This is a genomic window from Pseudomonas ceruminis (assembly GCF_021602025.1).
Classification (GTDB): Bacteria; Pseudomonadota; Gammaproteobacteria; order Pseudomonadales; family Pseudomonadaceae; genus Aquipseudomonas; species Aquipseudomonas ceruminis.
Genome location: NZ_BQHW01000026.1, coordinates 42,106 through 61,473 on the forward strand (window position 1 = coordinate 42,106; position 19,368 = coordinate 61,473).

At 61.4% G+C, this 19,368-nt stretch carries 27 protein-coding genes and 1 tRNA gene; 16 read left to right on the forward strand and 12 right to left on the reverse strand.

What is annotated here, in order from left to right:
* The first annotated feature begins 17 nt into the window (after nt 1-17).
* The 6 genes from L6D80_RS24200 to L6D80_RS24225 all read left to right on the forward strand — a co-directional run bounded on the left by L6D80_RS24200 (nt 18) and on the right by L6D80_RS24225 (nt 6,006).
* Nucleotides 18-1,571, forward strand: coding sequence for a sugar ABC transporter ATP-binding protein (locus L6D80_RS24200; protein ID WP_176515944.1), 1,554 nt, complete (start codon nt 18-20; stop codon nt 1,569-1,571).
* Nucleotides 1,568-2,563: an ABC transporter permease gene (locus tag L6D80_RS24205; RefSeq protein WP_176515942.1), complete on the forward strand. Its 996-nt coding sequence runs from the start codon at nt 1,568-1,570 to the stop codon at nt 2,561-2,563. The genes L6D80_RS24200 and L6D80_RS24205 overlap by 4 nt, the downstream gene beginning before the upstream one ends.
* A gap of 4 nt (nt 2,564-2,567) precedes the next feature.
* Nucleotides 2,568-3,590: a LacI family DNA-binding transcriptional regulator gene (locus L6D80_RS24210; RefSeq protein WP_054903669.1), complete on the forward strand. Its 1,023-nt coding sequence runs from the start codon at nt 2,568-2,570 to the stop codon at nt 3,588-3,590.
* Nucleotides 3,591-3,600: 10 nt separating this feature from the next.
* Entirely contained in the window at nt 3,601-4,509 is a 909-nt protein-coding gene (rbsK, locus tag L6D80_RS24215; RefSeq protein WP_176515940.1) for a ribokinase, read from the forward strand.
* Nucleotides 4,506-4,904 carry a D-ribose pyranase gene (rbsD, locus tag L6D80_RS24220; RefSeq protein WP_054903667.1) on the forward strand — a complete coding sequence of 133 codons (399 nt, stop codon included), beginning with the start codon at nt 4,506-4,508 and terminating at the stop codon, nt 4,902-4,904. Before rbsK ends, rbsD begins: the two co-directional genes overlap by 4 nt.
* 94 nt (nt 4,905-4,998) lie before the next feature.
* On the forward strand, nt 4,999-6,006 hold the full coding sequence (locus L6D80_RS24225; RefSeq protein WP_176515938.1) for a nucleoside hydrolase: 1,008 nt from the start codon (nt 4,999-5,001) through the stop codon (nt 6,004-6,006).
* On the opposite strand, the gene L6D80_RS24230 is transcribed toward L6D80_RS24225, so the two are convergent.
* Nucleotides 5,978-6,190, reverse strand: coding sequence for a hypothetical protein (locus L6D80_RS24230; RefSeq protein ID WP_054903665.1), 213 nt, complete (start codon nt 6,188-6,190; stop codon nt 5,978-5,980). The genes L6D80_RS24225 and L6D80_RS24230 overlap by 29 nt on opposite strands.
* Nucleotides 6,191-6,475: 285 nt before the next feature.
* Here L6D80_RS24230 and L6D80_RS24235 point away from each other — a divergent pair, with 285 nt between their 5' ends.
* Nucleotides 6,476-6,793: an I78 family peptidase inhibitor gene (locus tag L6D80_RS24235; RefSeq protein ID WP_054903664.1), complete on the forward strand. Its 318-nt coding sequence runs from the start codon at nt 6,476-6,478 to the stop codon at nt 6,791-6,793.
* Between the two features lie 140 nt (nt 6,794-6,933).
* Here L6D80_RS24235 and L6D80_RS24240 read toward each other — a convergent pair whose 3' ends face one another.
* Both L6D80_RS24240 and L6D80_RS24245 read right to left on the reverse strand, forming a co-directional pair.
* The gene (locus L6D80_RS24240) at nt 6,934-7,146 is read right to left on the reverse strand and encodes a cold-shock protein (RefSeq protein ID WP_003250656.1); all 213 of its coding nucleotides are present in this window, start codon (nt 7,144-7,146) and stop codon (nt 6,934-6,936) included.
* Between the two features lie 160 nt (nt 7,147-7,306).
* Complete coding sequence (locus L6D80_RS24245; RefSeq protein WP_176515936.1) at nt 7,307-7,609, reverse strand: hypothetical protein; 303 nt, start codon at nt 7,607-7,609, stop codon at nt 7,307-7,309.
* A gap of 334 nt (nt 7,610-7,943) precedes the next feature.
* Between L6D80_RS24245 and thrS the strand changes: the two genes are divergently transcribed.
* The 9 genes from thrS to L6D80_RS24290 all read left to right on the forward strand — a co-directional run bounded on the left by thrS (nt 7,944) and on the right by L6D80_RS24290 (nt 15,429).
* Entirely contained in the window at nt 7,944-9,866 is a 1,923-nt protein-coding gene (gene thrS / locus L6D80_RS24250) for a threonine--tRNA ligase (RefSeq protein ID WP_176515934.1), read from the forward strand.
* The gene (gene infC / locus L6D80_RS24255; RefSeq protein ID WP_176515932.1) at nt 9,866-10,417 is read left to right on the forward strand and encodes a translation initiation factor IF-3; all 552 of its coding nucleotides are present in this window, start codon (nt 9,866-9,868) and stop codon (nt 10,415-10,417) included. Before thrS ends, infC begins: the two co-directional genes overlap by 1 nt.
* 60 nt (nt 10,418-10,477) lie before the next feature.
* Nucleotides 10,478-10,672, forward strand: a complete 195-nt coding sequence (gene rpmI, locus L6D80_RS24260) for a 50S ribosomal protein L35 (RefSeq protein WP_054903661.1) — start codon at nt 10,478-10,480, stop codon at nt 10,670-10,672.
* 28 nt (nt 10,673-10,700) lie between these two features.
* Complete coding sequence (gene rplT, locus L6D80_RS24265) at nt 10,701-11,057, forward strand: 50S ribosomal protein L20 (RefSeq protein WP_003250671.1); 357 nt, start codon at nt 10,701-10,703, stop codon at nt 11,055-11,057.
* Between the two features lie 110 nt (nt 11,058-11,167).
* Nucleotides 11,168-12,184 (forward strand): phenylalanine--tRNA ligase subunit alpha, encoded by a 1,017-nt coding sequence (pheS, locus tag L6D80_RS24270; RefSeq protein ID WP_016391494.1) that lies wholly within the window; start codon nt 11,168-11,170, stop codon nt 12,182-12,184.
* Between the two features lie 31 nt (nt 12,185-12,215).
* Entirely contained in the window at nt 12,216-14,597 is a 2,382-nt protein-coding gene (gene pheT / locus L6D80_RS24275; protein ID WP_176515931.1) for a phenylalanine--tRNA ligase subunit beta, read from the forward strand.
* Nucleotides 14,598-14,601: 4 nt separating this feature from the next.
* Nucleotides 14,602-14,904, forward strand: coding sequence for an integration host factor subunit alpha (gene ihfA, locus L6D80_RS24280; RefSeq protein ID WP_003250679.1), 303 nt, complete (start codon nt 14,602-14,604; stop codon nt 14,902-14,904).
* Complete coding sequence (locus tag L6D80_RS24285) at nt 14,885-15,241, forward strand: MerR family transcriptional regulator (protein ID WP_008100384.1); 357 nt, start codon at nt 14,885-14,887, stop codon at nt 15,239-15,241. Before ihfA ends, L6D80_RS24285 begins: the two co-directional genes overlap by 20 nt.
* A gap of 111 nt (nt 15,242-15,352) precedes the next feature.
* Nucleotides 15,353-15,429, forward strand: a tRNA-Pro gene (locus L6D80_RS24290).
* Between the two features lie 69 nt (nt 15,430-15,498).
* Here L6D80_RS24290 and L6D80_RS24295 read toward each other — a convergent pair.
* From L6D80_RS24295 to L6D80_RS24335, 9 genes are read right to left on the reverse strand one after another with little or no spacing between them, the layout of a single operon-like run.
* Nucleotides 15,499-16,662: a tyrosine-type recombinase/integrase gene (locus tag L6D80_RS24295; RefSeq protein WP_236183080.1), complete on the reverse strand. Its 1,164-nt coding sequence runs from the start codon at nt 16,660-16,662 to the stop codon at nt 15,499-15,501.
* Nucleotides 16,548-16,949 carry a hypothetical protein gene (locus tag L6D80_RS24300; RefSeq protein ID WP_236183074.1) on the reverse strand — a complete coding sequence of 134 codons (402 nt, stop codon included), beginning with the start codon at nt 16,947-16,949 and terminating at the stop codon, nt 16,548-16,550. Before L6D80_RS24300 ends, L6D80_RS24295 begins: the two co-directional genes overlap by 115 nt.
* Before the next feature lie 37 nt (nt 16,950-16,986).
* Nucleotides 16,987-17,364, reverse strand: a complete 378-nt coding sequence (locus tag L6D80_RS24305) for a hypothetical protein (RefSeq protein WP_176515928.1) — start codon at nt 17,362-17,364, stop codon at nt 16,987-16,989.
* A 56-nt stretch (nt 17,365-17,420) separates the two neighbouring features.
* Entirely contained in the window at nt 17,421-17,618 is a 198-nt protein-coding gene (locus L6D80_RS24310) for a hypothetical protein (protein WP_176515927.1), read from the reverse strand.
* Nucleotides 17,619-17,661: 43 nt separating this feature from the next.
* Nucleotides 17,662-17,997, reverse strand: coding sequence for a hypothetical protein (locus L6D80_RS24315; protein ID WP_176515925.1), 336 nt, complete (start codon nt 17,995-17,997; stop codon nt 17,662-17,664).
* On the reverse strand, nt 17,994-18,404 hold the full coding sequence (locus L6D80_RS24320; RefSeq protein ID WP_176515923.1) for a DUF2591 domain-containing protein: 411 nt from the start codon (nt 18,402-18,404) through the stop codon (nt 17,994-17,996). Before L6D80_RS24320 ends, L6D80_RS24315 begins: the two co-directional genes overlap by 4 nt.
* A complete protein-coding gene (locus tag L6D80_RS24325; RefSeq protein WP_176515922.1) occupies nt 18,401-18,724 on the reverse strand; it encodes a hypothetical protein in 324 nt (107 codons plus the stop codon). The genes L6D80_RS24320 and L6D80_RS24325 overlap by 4 nt, the downstream gene beginning before the upstream one ends.
* The gene (locus tag L6D80_RS24330) at nt 18,721-18,972 is read right to left on the reverse strand and encodes a hypothetical protein (RefSeq protein ID WP_069017417.1); all 252 of its coding nucleotides are present in this window, start codon (nt 18,970-18,972) and stop codon (nt 18,721-18,723) included. The genes L6D80_RS24325 and L6D80_RS24330 overlap by 4 nt, the downstream gene beginning before the upstream one ends.
* On the reverse strand, nt 18,969-19,292 hold the full coding sequence (locus L6D80_RS24335; protein WP_176515920.1) for a hypothetical protein: 324 nt from the start codon (nt 19,290-19,292) through the stop codon (nt 18,969-18,971). Before L6D80_RS24335 ends, L6D80_RS24330 begins: the two co-directional genes overlap by 4 nt.
* Between the last annotated feature and the right edge of the window lie 76 nt (nt 19,293-19,368).

A 19,368-nucleotide genomic window follows, 5' to 3' on the forward strand; every position in this document is an offset into this window, starting at 1 on the left:
GGCCAGGAGAGGTGGCCATGCCTGCATCGGCCAATGAAGTGGTGCTTGCCGCCAGCGGCTTGGGCAAGACCTACGCCCAGCCGGTGCTTGGTGACGTCAGCCTGGCCCTGCGCGCGGGTCAGGTGCTGGCGTTGACCGGCGAAAACGGGGCGGGCAAGAGCACCCTGTCCAAGCTGATCAGCGGCCTGGAAACCCCCTCCACCGGTCATATGACCTACCGCGGCCAGGCCTATGCGCCGGGCAGCCGTAGCGAAGCTGAGCGCCTGGGCGTACGGATGGTCATGCAGGAGCTCAACCTGCTGCCCACCTTGACCGTGGCCGAGAACCTGTTCCTCGACAACCTGCCCAGCCGCTTCGGCTGGATCAACCACAAGCGCCTGCGCCAGTTGGCCACGGCCGCCATGGCCCAGGTGGGGCTGGACGCCATCGACCCGAACACTCCGGTTGGCGAGTTGGGCATCGGCCATCAGCAAATGGTCGAGATCGCCCGCAACCTCATCGGCGACTGCCATGTGCTGATCTTCGATGAGCCCACGGCCATGCTCACCGCCCGTGAAGTGGAGCTGCTGTTCACCCAGATCGAGCGCCTGCGCCAGCGTGGCGTGGCCATCGTGTATATCTCCCACCGCCTGGAGGAACTGCAGCGCGTTGCCCAACGCATCGTCGTGCTGCGCGACGGCAGGCTGGTGTGCGACGAGCCTATCCAGCGCTATGACAGCGCCGAGCTGGTCAACCTGATGGTGGGGCGCGAGCTGGGCGAGCACATTGACCTGGGCCGCCGTCAGATCGGCGCGCCGTTACTCAAGGTCGACCGGCTGTGCCGGGGTGACAAGGTGCGGGACGTGTCGCTGCAGGTGCGGGCGGGGGAGATCTTCGGCGTCTCCGGGCTGATCGGTGCCGGGCGCACCGAGTTGCTGCGGCTGATCTTCGGGGCCGACCGTGCCGACAGTGGCAGCATTGCGCTTGGCCAGCCCCTGAGGCCAGTGAAGATTGACTCGCCCAAGGCGGCGGTCAAGGCGGGCATTGCCCTGATCACCGAAGACCGCAAAGGTGAAGGCCTGCTGCTGACGCAGTCGATCAGCGCCAACATCGCCTTGGGCAACCTTGCTGGGTTGTCCCGCCTGGGTGTTGTCGATGGCCAGGCCGAAAAGGCCTTGGCCGAGCGTCAGGTCGACGCCATGCGTATCCGCAGCGCCAGTGCGGCGCAAACGGTCGGTGAATTGTCTGGTGGCAACCAGCAAAAGGTCGTGATTGGCCGCTGGCTGGAGCGCGACTGCCAGGTGCTGCTGTTCGACGAGCCGACTCGCGGCATCGACGTGGGGGCCAAGTTCGACATCTACGGCTTGCTGGCTGAGCTGGCGCGGCAGGGCAAGGCCTTGGTGGTGGTGTCCAGCGACCTGCGCGAACTGATGCTGATCTGCGACCGCATTGCCGTGCTCTCGGCCGGTCGCCTGATCGACACCTTCGAGCGTGACCACTGGAGCCAGGACCAGCTCCTGGCCGCCGCCTTCGCCGGCTATCAGAAACGTGACGCACTGCTGCATGACCCAGTACCCAGGATGGATGCATGAAGACCACACCTCTCGAAACCTCCGGCAGCAAGGCGCTGCGCCGTAGCGCTACTTACCTTGGGCTGGGCACCTACCTGGGCCTGGCGGGTGCCTTGTTGGCCATGATCGTGCTGTTTTCGTTGCTCAGTAGCCACTTCTGGTCATACGCCACATTCAGCACCCTGGCCAACCAGATTCCCGACCTGATGGTGCTGGCCGTGGGCATGACCTTCGTGCTGATCATTGGCGGCATCGACCTGTCGGTCGGCTCGGTGCTGGCACTGGCGGCCTCTACGGTCAGTGTGGCCATTCTTGGCTGGGGCTGGGGTGTGCTGCCCGCCGCCTTGCTCGGCATGGCCATCGCTGCCGTGGCGGGCAGCATCACCGGTGCCGTCACTGTGGCCTGGCGCATTCCCTCGTTCATTGTCTCGCTCGGCGTGCTAGAGATGGCTCGCGGCCTGGCCTATCAGTTTACCGACTCGCGCACCGCCTACATCGGCGATGCCTACGCCTGGTTCTCCAATCCGTTCGCGTTCGGCATTTCGCCGGCATTCATCATTGCCTTGCTGGTGATCATCCTTGCCCAACTGGTATTGACCCGTACCGTGTTCGGCCGTCACCTGATCGGCATTGGCACCAACGAAGAGGCCGTGCGCCTGGCCGGCATCGACCCGCGCCCGTACAAGGTGCTGGTGTTCGCACTGATGGGCCTGCTGGCGGGCCTGGCCGCGCTGTTTCAGATCTCGCGCCTGGAGGCCGCCGACCCTAATGCAGGCTCCGGCCTGGAGCTGCAAGTGATCGCTGCCGTGGTCATCGGCGGCACTAGCCTGATGGGGGGGCGCGGCTCGGTGATCAGTACCTTTTTCGGCGTGCTGATCATTTCAGTGCTGGCAGCAGGCCTGGCGCAGATCGGCGCCTCAGAACCGACCAAGCGCATCATCACCGGGGCGGTGATCGTCATCGCCGTGGTGCTCGACACTTACCGTAGCCGGCGTGCAGGCCGGCGGAACTGAAGACATGGCAACCATCAAAGATGTCGCGGCACTCGCGGGTATTTCCTACACCACGGTGTCCCATGTATTGAACAAGACCCGCCCGGTCAGCGAACAGGTGCGGCTGAAGGTCGAGGCGGCCATCGTCGAGCTCGACTACGTGCCCAGCGCGGTGGCGCGTTCGCTCAAGGCGCGCAGCACGGCCACCATCGGCCTGCTGGTGCCCAACAGCGTCAACCCGTACTTCGCCGAGCTGGCCCGAGGCATCGAGGATGCCTGTGAGCGTAACGGCTACTGCGTGATCCTGTGCAACTCGGACGATAATCCGCAAAAGCAGCGTAGCTACCTGCGCGTGCTGCTGGAAAAGCGCATCGACGGCCTGGTGGTTGCTTCGGTGGGCGAGGACAGCGACCTGCTGCAGAGCCTGGCCGGCGTGCGCACGCCAATGGTCATCGTCGACCGCGAACTGGAGGGGGTGGATGCCGACCTGGTGCGCATCGACCACGAGCAGGGCGCCTACCTGGCGACCCGTCACCTGCTGGAGCTTGGCCACCGCGACATCGCCTATATCGGCGGCCCTGCCGAAACCGGCGTCACCCAACTGCGCCTTGCTGGGTTCCATCGGGCCATGGCCGAAGCCCACGTTGCCGTACAAGGCGATCACATTCTGCACTGCGATTTCACCAGCCCTGGCGGCCATGCGGCGGCGGCGCAACTGCTCGATGGCAAGCGGCCAACGGCGATCTTCGCCGGCAACGACATGATCGGCTTCGGCGTGCTGCGCGCTGCTGCCGAACGCAATGTCAGCGTGCCGGGGGAGTTGTCGGTGATTGGCTTCGATGACATCGAGCTGAGCCGCTACGTTTACCCGCCGCTGACCACGGTGGGCCAGTCGATCCGCGAGCTGGGGGAAAGTGCCGCGGCGCTGCTGCTGTCTCGCATCGCTACACCGCGCCGTGATGCCGTGGAGCAACGCATCGTTGCACCGCGCATCGTGCTGCGTGAATCCACCGGGCCGCGCCCGGACCTGTTCAATGATTACCGCTAAGGAAATCGTCATGAGTGCCAAGGTAGTGGTGGTCGGTAGCCTCAACATGGACCTGGTGGCCCGTGCCCAGCGGCTGCCGCGTGCCGGCGAGACATTGGCTGGCGAAAGCTTCTTTACCGTCCCTGGCGGCAAGGGCGCCAATCAGGCGGTGGCGGTGGCGCGCCTGGGCGGTAGTGTGGCGATGGTCGGCAACGTCGGTGACGATGCCTATGGCGAGCAGTTGCGCCAGGCGCTGGCCGTGGAAGGGGTCGATTGCCAGGCGGTGAGTGTATGCCCGGGGGTGTCCAGCGGCGTGGCGCTGATTACCGTCGATGCCGCCAGCCAGAACTGCATTGTCATCATTCCGGGCGGCAACGGCCTGCTGACGCCGGCCTCCGCGCAGCGCTTCGATGCCTTGCTGCAGGCGGCCGAAGTGATCATCTGCCAGTTGGAAGTGCCCGCCGAGACCGTTGACTGGGTTCTTGCCAGGGGGCGTGAGCTGGGCAAGGCCGTCATCCTCAACCCGGCGCCCGCCACCGGTCCGCTGCCGCCTGGGTGGTTCGCCCATATCGATTACCTCATCCCCAACGAAAGCGAGGCCGAGGCGCTGACCGGGCAGCCGGTCAATGACTTGGCCAGCGCCCGCCGCGCCGGTGAGCACCTGCTGCAGCTGGGCGCCGGCAAAGTCATCGTCACCCTGGGGGCACAGGGTGCGCTGTTCGTCAGCCGTGCGGGCAGCCGGCATTTCCCGGCACCCCAGGTTCAGGCACTGGACACCACGGCAGCCGGCGACACCTTCGTCGGTGGTTTCGCGGCAGCGCTGGTTCAGGGCCTGGAGGAGGGCGAAGCGATCACCTTCGGCCAGCGCGCCGCAGCGTTGTCCGTCACCCGCGCCGGCGCTCAGCCTTCGATCCCGACCCTGGCGGAGCTGACCCCATGAAAAAGACCGCGCTGCTGAACATTGCCCTGTCGCGGACCATTGCCGGGCTGGGCCATGGCGACATTCTGGTGATCGGTGATGCCGGGTTGCCGGTACCGCCAGGCGTCGAGCTGATAGACCTGGCCTTGACCCAAGGCATCCCGGACTTTGCCAGCGTGTTGCGCGCAATACTGAGCGAGATGCAGGTAGAGCGCCATGTGCTGGCCGAAGAGATGCAAAAGGTCGTACCGCCAGGGCTGATCGAAATCGAGCGGCTGCGCGGCAAGCTGGGCAAGCGTGAATGGCTGAGCCATGAGGAATTCAAGGTGCTCTCGCGCAGTGCCAGGGCTGTGGTGCGTACAGGTGAATGCCAGCCCTACAGCAACATTGCCCTGATATCCGGGGTGACCTTCTAGAAGGCGAGGGCTACGCCCTCGTTCGCCGGCAAGCCGGCCATAGGGCCGCAATGCGGCCCTGATTGATCCACCGCCAAGGCAACAGGAGTGCCCCATGCTCAAACCCCTGCTACAAGGACTTACCCTCATGGCTGCAGCCGCTACCACTTCCCTCCAGGCCGCCCCCCGCGACCTGATCATCGACACCGACCCCGGTGCCGACGACGTGGTCGCGCTGTTTCTGGCCATGGCTTCACCCGATGAGCTGAACATTCGCGGCATCACCACCGTCGCCGGCAATGTGCGCCTGGACAAGACCTCGCGTAACGCACGCCTGGCCCGCGAATGGGCTGGCCGCGAAGATATCCCGGTATACGCTGGGGCAGGGCGGCCGCTAGTGCGCACACCAATCTACGCCGCCGAGGTGCATGGCGAGGAAGGCCTGACCGGTGTGCAGGTGCATGAGCCGAAAAAGCCCCTGGCCCCGGGCAATGCCGTGCAATACCTGATCGACACCCTGGGCGCTGCCGAGCCCGGCAGCATCACCCTTGCCATGCTCGGCCCGCAGACCAACCTGGCGCTGGCGCTCATTCAGCGGCCCGACATCGCCAAAGGCATCAAGGAAGTGGTAGTGATGGGCGGCGCCCACTTCAATGGCGGCAACATCACCCCGGGGGCGGAGTTCAACCTGTTCGCCGACCCCCATGCTGCCGAAGTGGTGCTGGCCAGCGGCGTGCCGTTGACCTACCTGCCGCTGGACGTCACCCACAAGCTGCTCACCAGCGATGCCCGGCTCAAGCAACTGGCAGCGGTGAACAACCACGTCAGCAAATTGGTGGTGGACATCCTCAACGCCTATGTCACCCACGACATGGACCTGTACGGCATGCCCGGCGGCCCGGTGCACGACGCCAGCGTCATCGCCTACCTACTCAAGCCTGAGTTGTTCAGCGGGCGGCGGGTCTACATGAGCATCGACAGTCGCGAAGGCCCGACGTTCGGCCAGACCGTCGCCGACTGGTACGGCGTGCTCAAGCGGCCCGCCAATGTACTGTGGATAGGCGAGGGTGACGCTCAGGGCTTTTTCGACCTGCTCAGCGCGCGTCTGGCTCGATTGCAATAGCGGCGTGCGGCGTGTAGCGCTCGAACACCTGGTCGATGAAGCTGCGCGCCGCCTCACTGCCCAGGTCCCGTACCAGCAGGTCCAGGGCGATCAGTACCAGCTCTTCTGGGGTGCTGGGGCTGTAGGCGCTTTGGCCCTCGGCCCATTTGACCTTGATGTCGGCGTCAATGCTGTGGTGGCTCATGAAAGGCTCTCGTGTGGGGCCCGGGTGGAGGGGCGAACACCCGACCCTGGTGTTCGCAGCAGGCACTGTGCCTGCACTTCTTAAAGTAAATCATGACTTTGCGTCAATGGCCCTGCGACTTAAGAATAAAAAAACCGATGATGCAAACCAGGCGTGTGATGCAAAATCCGGTCACGATTGCCTTTCGCCTGTAGCGCCAAGTTCAGGCAGACTTGGGCGGTTTTGCAACAAATTCCTGGTGGAAGTGTCGGATCAGACAGTTCCCAGATCGATTTAGGAGGATTCATGTTCCGTACCCGTGCTTCCCTGGCAACCCTGCTGGTCGCTGCTGTGCTGGCTGGTTGCAGCACTGGTGGCAACTCTGGTGCTGCCGCCCCGGCTGCATCCGCCGGCAACGATGGCCGCTGCGAGGCCGGTGGCGCCGACTTCGCCATCGGCAAGCAGGGCACTGCCGAGCTGCTCGAGCAAGCACGCAAGGCCAGCGGTTCGCAAATGGCGCGCATCCTCAAGCCGCACGATGTGGTTACGTTGGAATACCGCTCCGAGCGTTTGAACCTGAATGTGGATGAGCGTGGTGTGGTAACCCGCGTGAACTGCGGTTGATCACAGTACCGGCAGCACTGCATCCGATGGGCTGCCTTTACGGATTGGATTAGTGTCCCGCTTTTTTAAGGCAGTCCAATTCCCACTCGAAGCCATAAAAAAACCCGCCACAAGGGCGGGTTTTTTTACAGCTATCCGAATTACTCCGGACGAACCTGTGCAGCCTGCATGCCCTTCTGGCCGCGCTCGGCGACGAAGGAAACAGTCTGGCCTTCTTTCAGGCTCTTGAAGCCGTCGGATTCGATGGCCTTGAAGTGTACGAACAGGTCGTCGCCGCCGCCTGCTGGGGTGATGAAGCCGTAGCCTTTCTCATCATTGAACCATTTGACGGTGCCTTGTTGGCGATTGGACATGGGTGAATCTCCAGAACATTTAGTTTTTCAGTGGTGCAATGTGGCCGAGGCTACGGAGCACGGACAACATCATAGTCTAATTCTGCGCATGTAGCGCCTTTTACCTTCGCAGGATACTGATCCAGGACAAATAATGCCTGCAAAGTAGCCCGCGCACGGGTCATTTCGGCTTGCAGGCGGCTTGTACCACACTCTGGGCCTTCTGCATCAGCTTGGCGTCCACGCCATCCTTGCTGTCGAGGTCTTCGATTTCCTTGTCGGTGAAATTCTTTTTGATGGCTTGCGCGCCGCACGAGCAATGCTTGGTCGCGGTGGCGGCGTCGACGCCTTGAGCACCAGCTACTTGCTGGCACTGAGCCATGTAGGCCTTCTCCTTGCCAGGCGGGAAATCCCCTGCGTTGGCAGCCAGCGGCAGCAGCAGGGCGCTCGCGGCACACGCGGCGAGAAGAGACGTAAATCTCATAACCAGACACTCCTTGGGTTAAGGTCTCATCAAGAGTAGGTTGCTTCCCAAAGTCTGATAGGAAATTTTCCGCGTTAGTTCACCCAAACGGCGTAATTTCCAAATATTTCTGCCTGCCGCCTAAGCTGCGTGCTAGCATGCCCGGCTTGCAGCTGCTCAGGTGCGGCTTGCAGCTATCTTTTTACTTTCCAGTCACTCAGGTCCCCCTGGCAAGCCGAAAGGCTTCTGCCACTGTGAGGCAGGCTTCCCGTGTGGAAGGCAGGTCGGATCTTGTACTGGCTCATCCCAACCCACGTGACCTTTGGTAGGGGTCACCACTAGGAGAGGAGGCGCCATGCCCGTTATTACTCTTCCCGATGGCAGTCAACGCGCGTTTGATCACGCGGTATCCGTAGCCGATGTTGCCGCCTCGATCGGCGCTGGCCTGGCCAAGGCCACTCTGGCCGGCAAGGTCGATGGCAAGCTGGTCGACGCCTGCGACTTGATCACCCACGATGCCACCCTGCAGATCATCACCCCTAAAGATGAAGAGGGACTGGAGATCATCCGTCACTCGTGCGCCCACTTGGTCGGCCACGCGGTGAAACAGCTGTACCCGACCGCCAAGATGGTCATCGGCCCGGTCATCGACGAAGGCTTCTATTACGACATCGCCTACGAGCGCCCCTTCACCCCTGAAGACCTGGCTGCCATCGAAAAGCGCATGCAGGCGTTGATCGAGAAAGACTACGACGTGGTCAAGAAGATGACCCCGCGCGCCGAAGTCATCGAACTGTTCCAAGCCCGTGGCGAAGACTACAAGCTGCGCCTGGTCGAGGACATGCCCGATGAGCAGGCCATGGGCCTGTACTACCACGAAGAATACGTCGACATGTGCCGTGGCCCGCACGTGCCGAATACCCGCTTCCTCAAGGCCTTCAAGCTGACCAAGCTGTCCGGCGCCTACTGGCGTGGCGATGCCAAGAACGAGCAGCTGCAGCGTGTGTACGGCACCGCCTGGGCTGACAAGAAGCAGCTGGCCGCCTACATCCAGCGCATCGAAGAAGCCGAAAAACGCGACCATCGCAAGATCGGCAAGCAGCTTGACCTGTTCCACCTGCAGGAAGAAGCCCCAGGCATGGTGTTCTGGCACGCCAACGGCTGGACGGTTTACCAGGTGCTCGAGCAGTACATGCGTAAGATCCAGCGCGAAAACGGCTACCAGGAAATCAAGACGCCGCAGGTTGTCGACCGCATCCTCTGGGAGCGTTCCGGCCACTGGTCCAACTATGCCGAGAACATGTTCACCACGTCGTCGGAAAACCGCGACTACGCGGTCAAGCCGATGAACTGTCCGTGCCACGTTCAGGTCTTCAATCAGGGCCTGAAGTCGTACCGCGACCTGCCGCTGCGCCTGGCCGAGTTCGGTGCCTGCCACCGTAACGAGCCGTCCGGTGCCCTGCATGGCATCATGCGTGTGCGCGGCTTCGTGCAGGATGATGCGCACATCTTCTGCACCGAAGATCAGGTGAAGAAGGAAGCTGCTGATTTCATCAAGCTCACCCTGGATGTGTACAAGGACTTCGGTTTCACTGACGTCGCCATGAAGCTGTCGACCCGCCCGGCCAAGCGCGTGGGCTCCGAAGAGCTGTGGGACCGTGCCGAAGGCGCCTTGGCCGACGCCCTGAACGAATCGGGCCTGGAGTGGGAATACCAGCCAGGCGAGGGCGCGTTCTACGGCCCGAAGATCGAGTTCACCCTGCGTGACTGCCTCGGCCGTAACTGGCAGTGCGGCACCCTGCAGTACGACCCGAACCTGCCAGAGCGCCTGGACGCCAGCTACATCGCCGAAGACAACGCGCGCAAGCGCCCGGTGATGCTGCACCGCGCCATCCTCGGCTCGTTCGAGCGTTTCATCGGCATGCTCATCGAGCACTACGCCGGTGTGTTCCCAGCGTGGCTGGCACCGACCCAGGCGGTGGTCATGAATATCACCGACAAACAGGCCGATTTCGCCCTCCAGGTGGAAAAGGAACTGAACGGTAGCGGATTCCGTGCCAAGTCGGACTTGAGAAATGAGAAGATCGGCTTTAAAATCCGCGAGCATACTTTGCTCAAGGTCCCGTACCTTTTGGTTATAGGGGATCGCGAAGTCGAAACGCAAACCGTCGCAGTGCGTACTCGCGAAGGCGCAGACCTGGGCTCGATGCCCGTCGCGCAATTCGCTGAGCTCCTGTCGCATGCGGTTTCCCGGCGTGGTCGCCAAGAATCGGAGTAATGACTATTAAGCGTGAAATGAGAAACGATAAACGAGCTGCACCGAAGGCCCCGATCAACGAGAATATCTCGGCACGCGAGGTTCGGTTAATTGGCGCTGACGGCGAGCAGGTTGGCATCGTCTCGATTGATGAAGCGCTTCGTATCGCTGATGAAGCGAAGCTGGATCTGGTGGAAATCTCTGCAGATGCGGTACCACCTGTCTGCAAGGTGATGGACTACGGCAAGCACCTCTTCGAGAAGAAGAAGCAGGCCAACGAAGCCAAGAAAAACCAGAAACAGATCCAGATCAAAGAAATCAAGTTTCGTCCAGGGACGGAGGAAGGGGATTACCAGGTAAAACTACGCAACCTGGTACGTTTCCTTACTGATGGGGACAAGGCCAAGATCTCTCTGAGATTCCGTGGCCGTGAGATGGCTCACCAGGAGCTGGGCATGGAGCTGTTGAAGCGGGTCGAAGCTGACCTCGCCGAATACGGCGCCGTTGAACAGCATCCGAAGATGGAAGGACGCCAGCTTATGATGGTCATCGCCCCCAAGAAAAAGAAGTAATCTCCCGGGCACGGCAGGCCTGATGATTATGTGTAATTTTATCGAATGCGGAGTTCCAACATGCCAAAAATGAAAACCAAGAGCGGTGCTGCAAAGCGCTTCCTGAAGACCGCTACCGGCTTCAAGCACAAGCACGCTTTCAAGAGCCACATCCTGACCAAAATGTCGACCAAGCGTAAGCGTCAACTGCGCGGTGCCAGCTTGCTGCACCCGTCTGACGTGGCAAAAGTCGAGCGCATGCTGCGCGTACGTTAATTTCGGTCAAAGATAGAGGAAGTTACTCATGGCTCGTGTAAAGCGCGGCGTTATCGCTCGTAAGCGTCACAAGAAAATTCTGAAACTGGCTAAAGGTTACTACGGTGCACGCTCGCGCGTATTCCGCGTAGCCAAGCAGGCAGTCATCAAGGCAGGCCAATACGCCTACCGCGACCGTCGCCAGAAGAAGCGTCAGTTCCGCGCACTGTGGATCGCTCGTATCAACGCCGGTGCCCGCACCAACGGTCTGTCTTACAGCCGTCTGATTGCTGGCCTGAAAAAGGCGTCGATCGAAATCGACCGTAAGGTTCTGGCTGACCTGGCAGTGAACGAAAAAGCGGCGTTTGCTGCGATTGTCGAGAAAGCTAAAGCCGTTCTGGCTTAAGTACCCACGACAATCATCCGGCAGCGCGTTGCGCTGTCGGGTGTAAAACGTCATCGATAGGGGAAGAGCCTTCAAAGCTCTTCCCCTATTTTCGTATCTGGAGTCTGTACATGGAAAACCTGGATGCGCTGGTCTCCCAAGCCCTGGAAGCAGTGGAGCGCGCTGAAGACATCAATGCCCTGGAACAGATCCGGGTTCAGTATCTCGGCAAGAAGGGCGAACTGACCCAGGTGATGAAGACCCTGGGCAACCTGCCAGCCGAAGAGCGGCCGAAAGTCGGCGCGCTGATCAACGACGCCAAAGAGCGCGTCACCGAGGTGCTCAACGCACGCAAAGCAGCCTTTGAAGAGGCCGAGCTCAGCGCTCGCCTGGCGGCCGAATGCATTGATGTGACCCTGCCAGGCCGTGGCCAGGCCACCGGTGGCCTGCACCCGATCACCCGTACACTCGAGCGCATCGAGCAGTTCTTTACCCACATCGGCTACGGCATTGCCGAAGGCCCCGAGGTGGAAGACGACTACCACAACTTCGAAGCGCTCAACATCCCCGGCCACCACCCGGCCCGGGCGATGCACGACACCTTCTACTTCAATGCCAATATGCTGCTGCGTACCCACACCTCGCCGGTGCAGGTACGGACCATGGAGTCCACTCAGCCGCCGATTCGCATTGTCTGCCCAGGCCGCGTCTACCGCTGCGACTCGGATATCACCCACTCGCCGATGTTCCACCAGGTCGAAGGCCTGCTGATCGATCGCGACATCAACTTCGCCGACCTCAAGGGCACCATCGAAGAATTTCTGCGCGTCTTCTTCGAGAAAGAACTGGCCGTGCGCTTCCGCCCGTCGTTCTTCCCCTTCACCGAGCCGTCCGCCGAAGTCGACATCCAGTGCGTGATGTGTTCCGGCAAGGGCTGCCGCGTGTGCAAGCAGACCGGCTGGCTGGAAGTCATGGGCTGCGGCATGGTGCACCCGAATGTGCTGCGCATGTCCGGCATCGACCCGGAAGAGTTCCAGGGCTTCGCCTTCGGCATGGGCGCCGAGCGCTTGGCCATGCTGCGTTATGGCGTCAACGATTTGCGTCTGTTCTTCGACAACGACCTGCGGTTCCTGGCCCAATTCCGCTAGGCCCAATCGACGCAATTTCTAGGAGAACAGCATGAAATTCAGTGAACAGTGGCTGCGCGGTTGGGTAAACCCGCAAGTCTCCCGTGATGAACTGGTCGCCCGCCTGTCCATGGCCGGCCTTGAAGTCGACAGCGTAACCCCCGCTGCCGGCCAGTTCAGCGGCATCGTCGTGGGCGAGATCCTCGCCACCGAACAGCACCCGGACGCCGACAAACTGCGCGTCTGCCAGGTCAGCAACGGCCAGGAAACCTTCCAGGTGGTATGTGGCGCGCCGAACGCACGCCCCGGCATCAAGATCCCGTTCGCCATGATCGGCGCCGAACTGCCAGGCGACTTCAAGATCAAGAAGGCCAAGCTGCGCGGCGTCGAGTCCTTCGGCATGTTGTGCTCGGCGGCCGAGCTGCAGATCAGCGAAGAGAACGACGGCCTGCTGGAACTGGCAGCCGATGCCCCGGTGGGTGAAGACATTCGCCAGTATCTGAACCTGGACGACGCCAGCATCGAGATCGGCCTCACCCCGAACCGCGGTGACTGCCTGTCCCTGGCCGGCCTGGCGCGCGACGTCAGCGCCCTGTACAACGTCCCGGTCACCCGCCCGGTAGTGCCTGCCGTGCCAGCCGCCCATGACGAAGTGCGCGCGGTCGACGTGTCCGCGCCGGCCGCTTGCCCACGCTACCTGGGCCGCGTCATCCGCAACGTCGACCTGAGCAAGCCGACCCCGCTGTGGATGGTTGAACGCCTGCGCCGCAGCGACGTGCGCAGCATCGACGCCGCCGTCGACATCACCAACTACGTGATGCTCGAGCTCGGCCAGCCGATGCATGCCTTCGACCTCGCCGAAATCAATGGCGGCATCCGCGTACGCATGGCCGAAGAGGGCGAGAAGCTCGTCCTGCTCGACGGCCAGGAAGTCGCGTTGCGCGCCGACACCTTGGTCATTGCCGACCACACCCGCGCCTTGGCCATCGCCGGCGTCATGGGTGGTGAGCACAGCGGCGTCAACACCAAAAAGACCCGCGACCTGTTCCTGGAAAGCGCTTTCTTCGAGCCAATTTCCGTCGCCGGCAAGGCCCGCTCCTACGGCCTGCACACCGATGCCTCGCACCGCTACGAGCGCGGCGTCGACTCGCAGCTTGCCCGCGAGGCCATGGAGCGTGCTACCCAGCTGCTGCTGGACATCGTCGGCGGCGAAGCCGGCCCGATCGTCGAAGCCGTCAGTGAACAGCACCTGCCGCAAGTCGCACCGGTGACCCTGCGCGCCGAACGCATCACCCAGATGCTTGGCATGGAGCTGGACGCCGCCCAGGTCGAGCAGATGCTCAATGCCCTGGAGCTAACCACGACGGCGAACGGGGCAGGGCAGTGGACCGTCAATGTCCCGAGCCACCGCTTCGACATCAGCCTGGAAGTCGACCTGATCGAGGAGCTGGCCCGCCTGTACGGCTACAACAACCTGCCAGTTCGCTACCCGCAAGCCCGCCTGGCCCCGCAAGCCCGCCCGGAAACCCGTGGCGAGCTGCCGAACCTGCGCCGCCTGCTGGTCGCCCGTGGTTACCAGGAAGCCATCACTTACAGCTTCATCGACCCGAAACTGTTCGAGCTGTTCACCCCAGGCGTAGAGCCGCTGCTGCTGGCCAACCCCATCTCCAGCGACATGGCCGCCATGCGTGCGTCGCTGTGGCCGGGCCTGGTCAAGGCTTTGCAGCACAACCTCAACCGCCAGCAAGACCGCGTGCGTCTGTTCGAGAGCGGCCTGCGCTTCGTCGGCCAGCTGGGCGACCTCAAGCAGCAACCGATGATCGCCGGCGTCGTCACCGGCAGCCGCCTGCCGGAAGGCTGGGCCAACGGTCGCGACAGCATCGATTTCTTCGACGTCAAGGCTGACGTGGAAGCCCTGCTGGGTTACTCCGGAGCCCTGAGCGACTTCACCTTCGTCGCGGGCAAACACCACGCCCTGCACCCAGGCCAGACTGCCCGCATCGAACGCGACGGCAAGGAAGTCGGCTACCTCGGCGCCCTGCACCCAGAGCTCGCCAAGGCCCTGGACCTGGACCGCCCGGTGTTCGTCTTCGAGCTGGTGCTCGGTGACGTGGTCGAAGGCCGCCTGCCGAAGTTCAGCGAACTCTCCAAGTTCCCGGAAACCCGTCGTGACCTGGCGTTGATCGCAGGACGTGATGTGGCTTCTAGTTCGGTGCTTGAAGTAATTCGTGACAATGCAGGCGAATGGCTTACAGACCTCAGGCTGTTTGACGTCTACCAAGGTAAAGGCATTGATCCTGATAGAAAAAGCCTTGCCGTCGGCTTGACCTGGCAGCATCCATCGCGCACTCTTAACGACGATGAGGTGAACACTACCCTGCAAAACATCCTCACCTCGCTCGAACAAAGGTTGAACACCACGTTAAGGAAATAACGGCATGGGTGCTCTGACGAAAGCTGAGATGGCCGAAAGGCTGTACGAGGAGCTGGGGCTTAACAAGCGTGAGGCCAAGGAGTTGGTCGAGCTGTTTTTTGAAGAAATTCGGCACGCACTTGAAGAGAACGAGCAGGTCAAGCTGTCCGGTTTCGGCAACTTCGACCTTCGCGACAAACGCCAGCGGCCGGGCCGCAACCCCAAGACAGGGGAAGAGATCCCGATCACTGCACGGCGCGTCGTCACCTTTCGTCCAGGGCAGAAGTTGAAGGCCCGGGTTGAGGCCTATGCTGGAACCAAGCCATAACGACGAACTGCCCCCCATACCGGGCAAACGCTACTTCACCATCGGTGAAGTGAGTGAGTTGTGTGCCGTAAAGCCACACGTGCTGCGGTATTGGGAGCAGGAGTTTCCTCAGCTCAACCCTGTGAAGCGGCGGGGGAATCGGCGGTATTATCAGCGCCAAGACGTGCTGATGATTCGCCAGATTCGTGCGCTGCTTTATGATCAGGGGTTTACCATTGGCGGGGCGCGGTTACGGCTCTCCAGTGATGAGGTGAAGGATGAATCGAGCCAGTACAAACAGCTGATTCGGCAGATGATTGTTGAGTTGGAGGATGTGTTGGTAGTGTTGAAGAAGTGACCTGTTAAGGGTGAATGGAATTTTTTTGAAAAAAAGCTTCCATTTATCAGGAGGTTAGGGTAAATTCTTCAACGTTCTCGGCACTATTGAGAACATGCTTCAAAGCCCAGTCGGGGCGTAGCGCAGCCCGGTAGCGCACTTGCATGGGGTGCAAGGGGTCGAGTGTTCGAATCACTCCGTCCCGACCATATATTTCAACGACTTAGCCACCTTCGGGTGGCTTTTTCGTTTTTGCATGTGGGGAGTTTTTCGGGACTTCATCCGATTTTCCTCTTCAAGATCGTCAACACCGGCCCGCGAGAGTCAGTTGTTGATACCATGTTCGCAGCCTCAATCAGCTTGCCCAGCTCAGCGCCGGAATAGTGGCTGGTGATGCTGCCGTTCTTGTGCCCGAGCAGTGACTTCCGATCCTCTTCAGTAACGCCTGCTGCCCGCAGTCGTCGACCGAAGGTGTGCTTCAAGTCGTGAATCCTGATCGAGGCATATCCAGGGTGAGCGGGGCGAAGGTTTTCCTCCTGCCAGAGTTTCGCCGCTCTCACCCGTGCCTTCTTCCATGCCGAGTCGTTCATCCGGTGCATCGCGGTGCCGTTGTATGGGAATACCCATTCCTTGCTGATCCCGCGCTGCCTTTCAATGATCGACTTGGCCACGTTGTTCAGCACCACCAGGCGCTCGTCGCCATTCTTTACGCCCGACCGGGCGTGTCTCCCGCCGAAGTCAGCAGGGATCAGGAAAACACTGGTTCCCAGTTCCGGCACCGATATCTCCCAATCCCACCTCAGCTTGCACACCTCTTGCTCCCGGCAGCCCGTGTTTACCTTGAACAGGGCCATCGTTTGCAGGTGGCCAGGCAATTCGTTGAAGAGGATCGACTGCTCCTCCCATGACATTGGGTAGGGCTTGCGGCTCGACTTCTTCTCTTCGAGCTTCCTGAGCATGGGCACACTGTCCAGCCAGGGCCGGCGATCATCGTCTCGCCACTTCCTGGCGCAGAGCGTCAAAACCCGGACCGCGCGCTCGATGGCGATGTTGATCGTCCGGTTGCTCACGGCCTTTTCAATGGTCCCATCCGGCAGAACCTTTTCTGTCTGCCGATCCCTGATGAACGGCTCCAGCGCCTGGTCATCGATGTGCGTCAGCGGCAGGTGGCCCAGGTACGGGTGAAGCTGCTTCATGCACAAGGCAGTGAGGTGGATGGATGGCTGATCCTTGACCTCAAGGAGGTAGCGCATTGCCGCCTCCTCCCAGGTGTGCACCTGCCGAACGCCATACACCTTCCTTTGACGCAGTTGCTCGAGCTTGTGGATCAGGTACTGCTCTGCCTCTTCCCGGTCACCAGTTCCAGTACTCTCTCGAATTCGCTCCCCTTTGTAGACTTTATCGATTTGCCAGACACCGCCCTTCTCGTAGAGGCCGGTGATCGTTTTTCGCGCCATGTATCATCTCCTCGGCGCTCGCTGCGGGGCCGATTGTTGTCCTGTCCGGTGGCTTTTTCAATCGCCTTGGCCTCGATGTAGGCGTCCGCCCACTCATCAAGCTCCTGGCGGTCAAAGGCAACGCCCTGCTTGCCGATTGGAAATTCCCGCACGTTCGGCCTGACCGTCTTGTTGAACTCATCCCGGCACATGCCGAGATACCCAGGCGCATCGCCGAACCGGATGAACCGCGGCTGAATGCTTGAGGGCTTTGCTGCTGTGGCATTCGCCATGCGTGTCTCCACGCCGCCGGTGGCGGCAGGTTGGTGGTCAGGTCGTGGCCTGGGCGATGGTCTGCTCGAAGCGCGATGCCAGTTCGGCGTTGACCTCGGCCTTTGCCAGGCTGTCGGCGGTGCCCTTGGCACGGTGCAGGGCTTCGTACTTGCGCAGCTGGGCAGCGGCTTCGATCAGATCCCTCAGCAGCAGGGGCGCCGCGGCGATCAGCTTGGCGTTGGCCCGGCGCAGATCCCGGCTGAGTTCAGCAGGTCCGATCTCGGTGAAGGTCACGCAGTCGCCGCAATCAGCGATCATCCAGCCGTCAGAGGGGAGCGCCTTCACGCCATCACCACTGTCGGCGCCGAGGCCGGTGAAGACCTCGGTTTCGTTCAGGACTTCCCATGGGCCGGGCGTGTGTTTGTGTTTCGTCATGGCAATAGCTCTCCATGCCCGCGCATGTCGGCGGGCTTGAGTAGTTGGGGGAGGGGTTAGGCGAGTTCGGCGGCGAACGCGTCGACCAGGGCCTGGCTGGTGAAGTTTATCGGGAGAGCGTCGGTGCTCTTTCCGTCGCTGATGAGTACCCAGCCGTTCTTGTACAAGGTGCAGGTGTTGCGGCCATGTTGGATCTTGGCGATCGGCAGGCCGCCGAATGGAAGCCAGCGATTGATACGGTAGAGCAGCTTCATCGCGGCCCCCTGTAGATCAGGTAGGCCATGTAGGCGAGGGCGATCATGGCTTCCACCTCTTGCCGACGCGGTACACCATCATCATGTTGTGACGGAGTGGAACCTTGAGGACGTGGTCGAAAAACTCGCCCTTTCCAGAGATGAATCCGGTAGGCACCTTGGTTCCCCCGGCACCGAATTCACGCCAGCATTCTTCTCCGCCGTTCTTTTCCCAGTAGGCACGCTCGCGCTTTGGAATCTCATCGTAGGTTTTTTCGAACACGGAGATATCCGGGATATCGCAGATCCGGCGCCATGCGGGATTGCGTTTGCACCATTCAGCAGCATGCTGAGAGGCTTGATCGACAGAGTAGAATTCCTTTGTGCTTTGTTCGGTCATGGCATCAGCTCCTTGGGCACCTGGACGGTATCGCCGAGCTTGGCGGCGACGTAGGCGCGGGTTGCTGCGATCAAACGGTTTTCACCGCTACCTAATCCCGCCCGGGCATCGCCGTCACCGAGATCGACCCAAACCTCTGCGCCGCGGCCGCCGCCAAGCACTTTGGGAACTCGGCGCTCTTCTGGGTCGATTCGTTCAATCAGTGGCCCGCCCAGCGCCCAGTCTTCCCACGGGTTGTAGCGTTTGGTGTGCTCGATGGCCTGGCCCTGGTACCGGGCGAACACCCTCCAGGGGTTGCCGTACTGCGGCGGGACCAGTTCAAGGTTCAGCCCTTCGGCTTTGCCAACGGCCCAGCCCAGCGCTTCGCCGGCTAGGTCTGCCGTCTTCACTTCGATCAGGTCGGTCATGCGCGCCTCCGCTCGGGATTGCCATACTGGTCGTACTCCGGGCGCTGTGGAGGATACGCCTCAGCGGTGAGCGCCTGGTCGATGGCGGCGCGAAGGTTTTCGTTGTAGTTCTCCCCAAGCACGCGCCGGTTGGGCTTGCCCATGTAGTGACCAACGATCTCGATGCCGATGGTGTAGTCACCGTCCATGCCGTTCGAATGGCTTTCGAAGATGACGTCCCAGCAGCAGGACTCGATGGCATTCAGGCGAGCCCTGTCCAGGCGCAGGGCTTCCAGTTCATCGCTGGAGACGATGGTGAATTGCGTTTTCCTCTTGCTCACAGCTCATACCTCTCATCAATCCAGCGCCCAGGCGCCAGTGCGGGTGTAGGTTCGGGTTGTGTTTCGTGCGGGGAGAGCTGGCGCTGGTTGCCGGCCTGCAGCTGGCTGTCGGGGATGCAGCTGATGCCAACCCCGTTGAGCAGGTAGCAGGTGACGCCGCGCTGGCTGTCGTGCTGCACGTCGATAACGTTCTCGGTTGCGCTGGCGCCGGTGGCCAGCAGCAGGAGGCAGAGGGCGAGGCGGGTCATGGCTGCACCTTGTGGCGAATCCACACGCAGATCGGGCCATCCTCGGTGTCATGGATGGAGAAGATGAACCAGCCATCACCCGCCGGTTGCGTAGGGTTCCAGCTGGTGCAATCTGCCGTTCCGTCGTGGTACCAGGCTGCCTGCAGGGTTTCGGGTGCGTCGTACTCGAACTCAACTTGCTTTACGTCCAGGCCGCGATCATAGAACCAGGCATAGGGAATCAACTCCTCGTCTGTGGATGGCCAGGCAGGGTGCGTCCAGAAACCGTGCTCATCACGCTCAATGGCTACCGGCTGAATCAGTTGCTTTTCTTCAGGCATGACTTCGTCCTTGGCCGCCATATCGCGGCAGTGAATAGAGGGGAGAGGGGTTAAAGCTGGGTGGAGTGCGGATGTT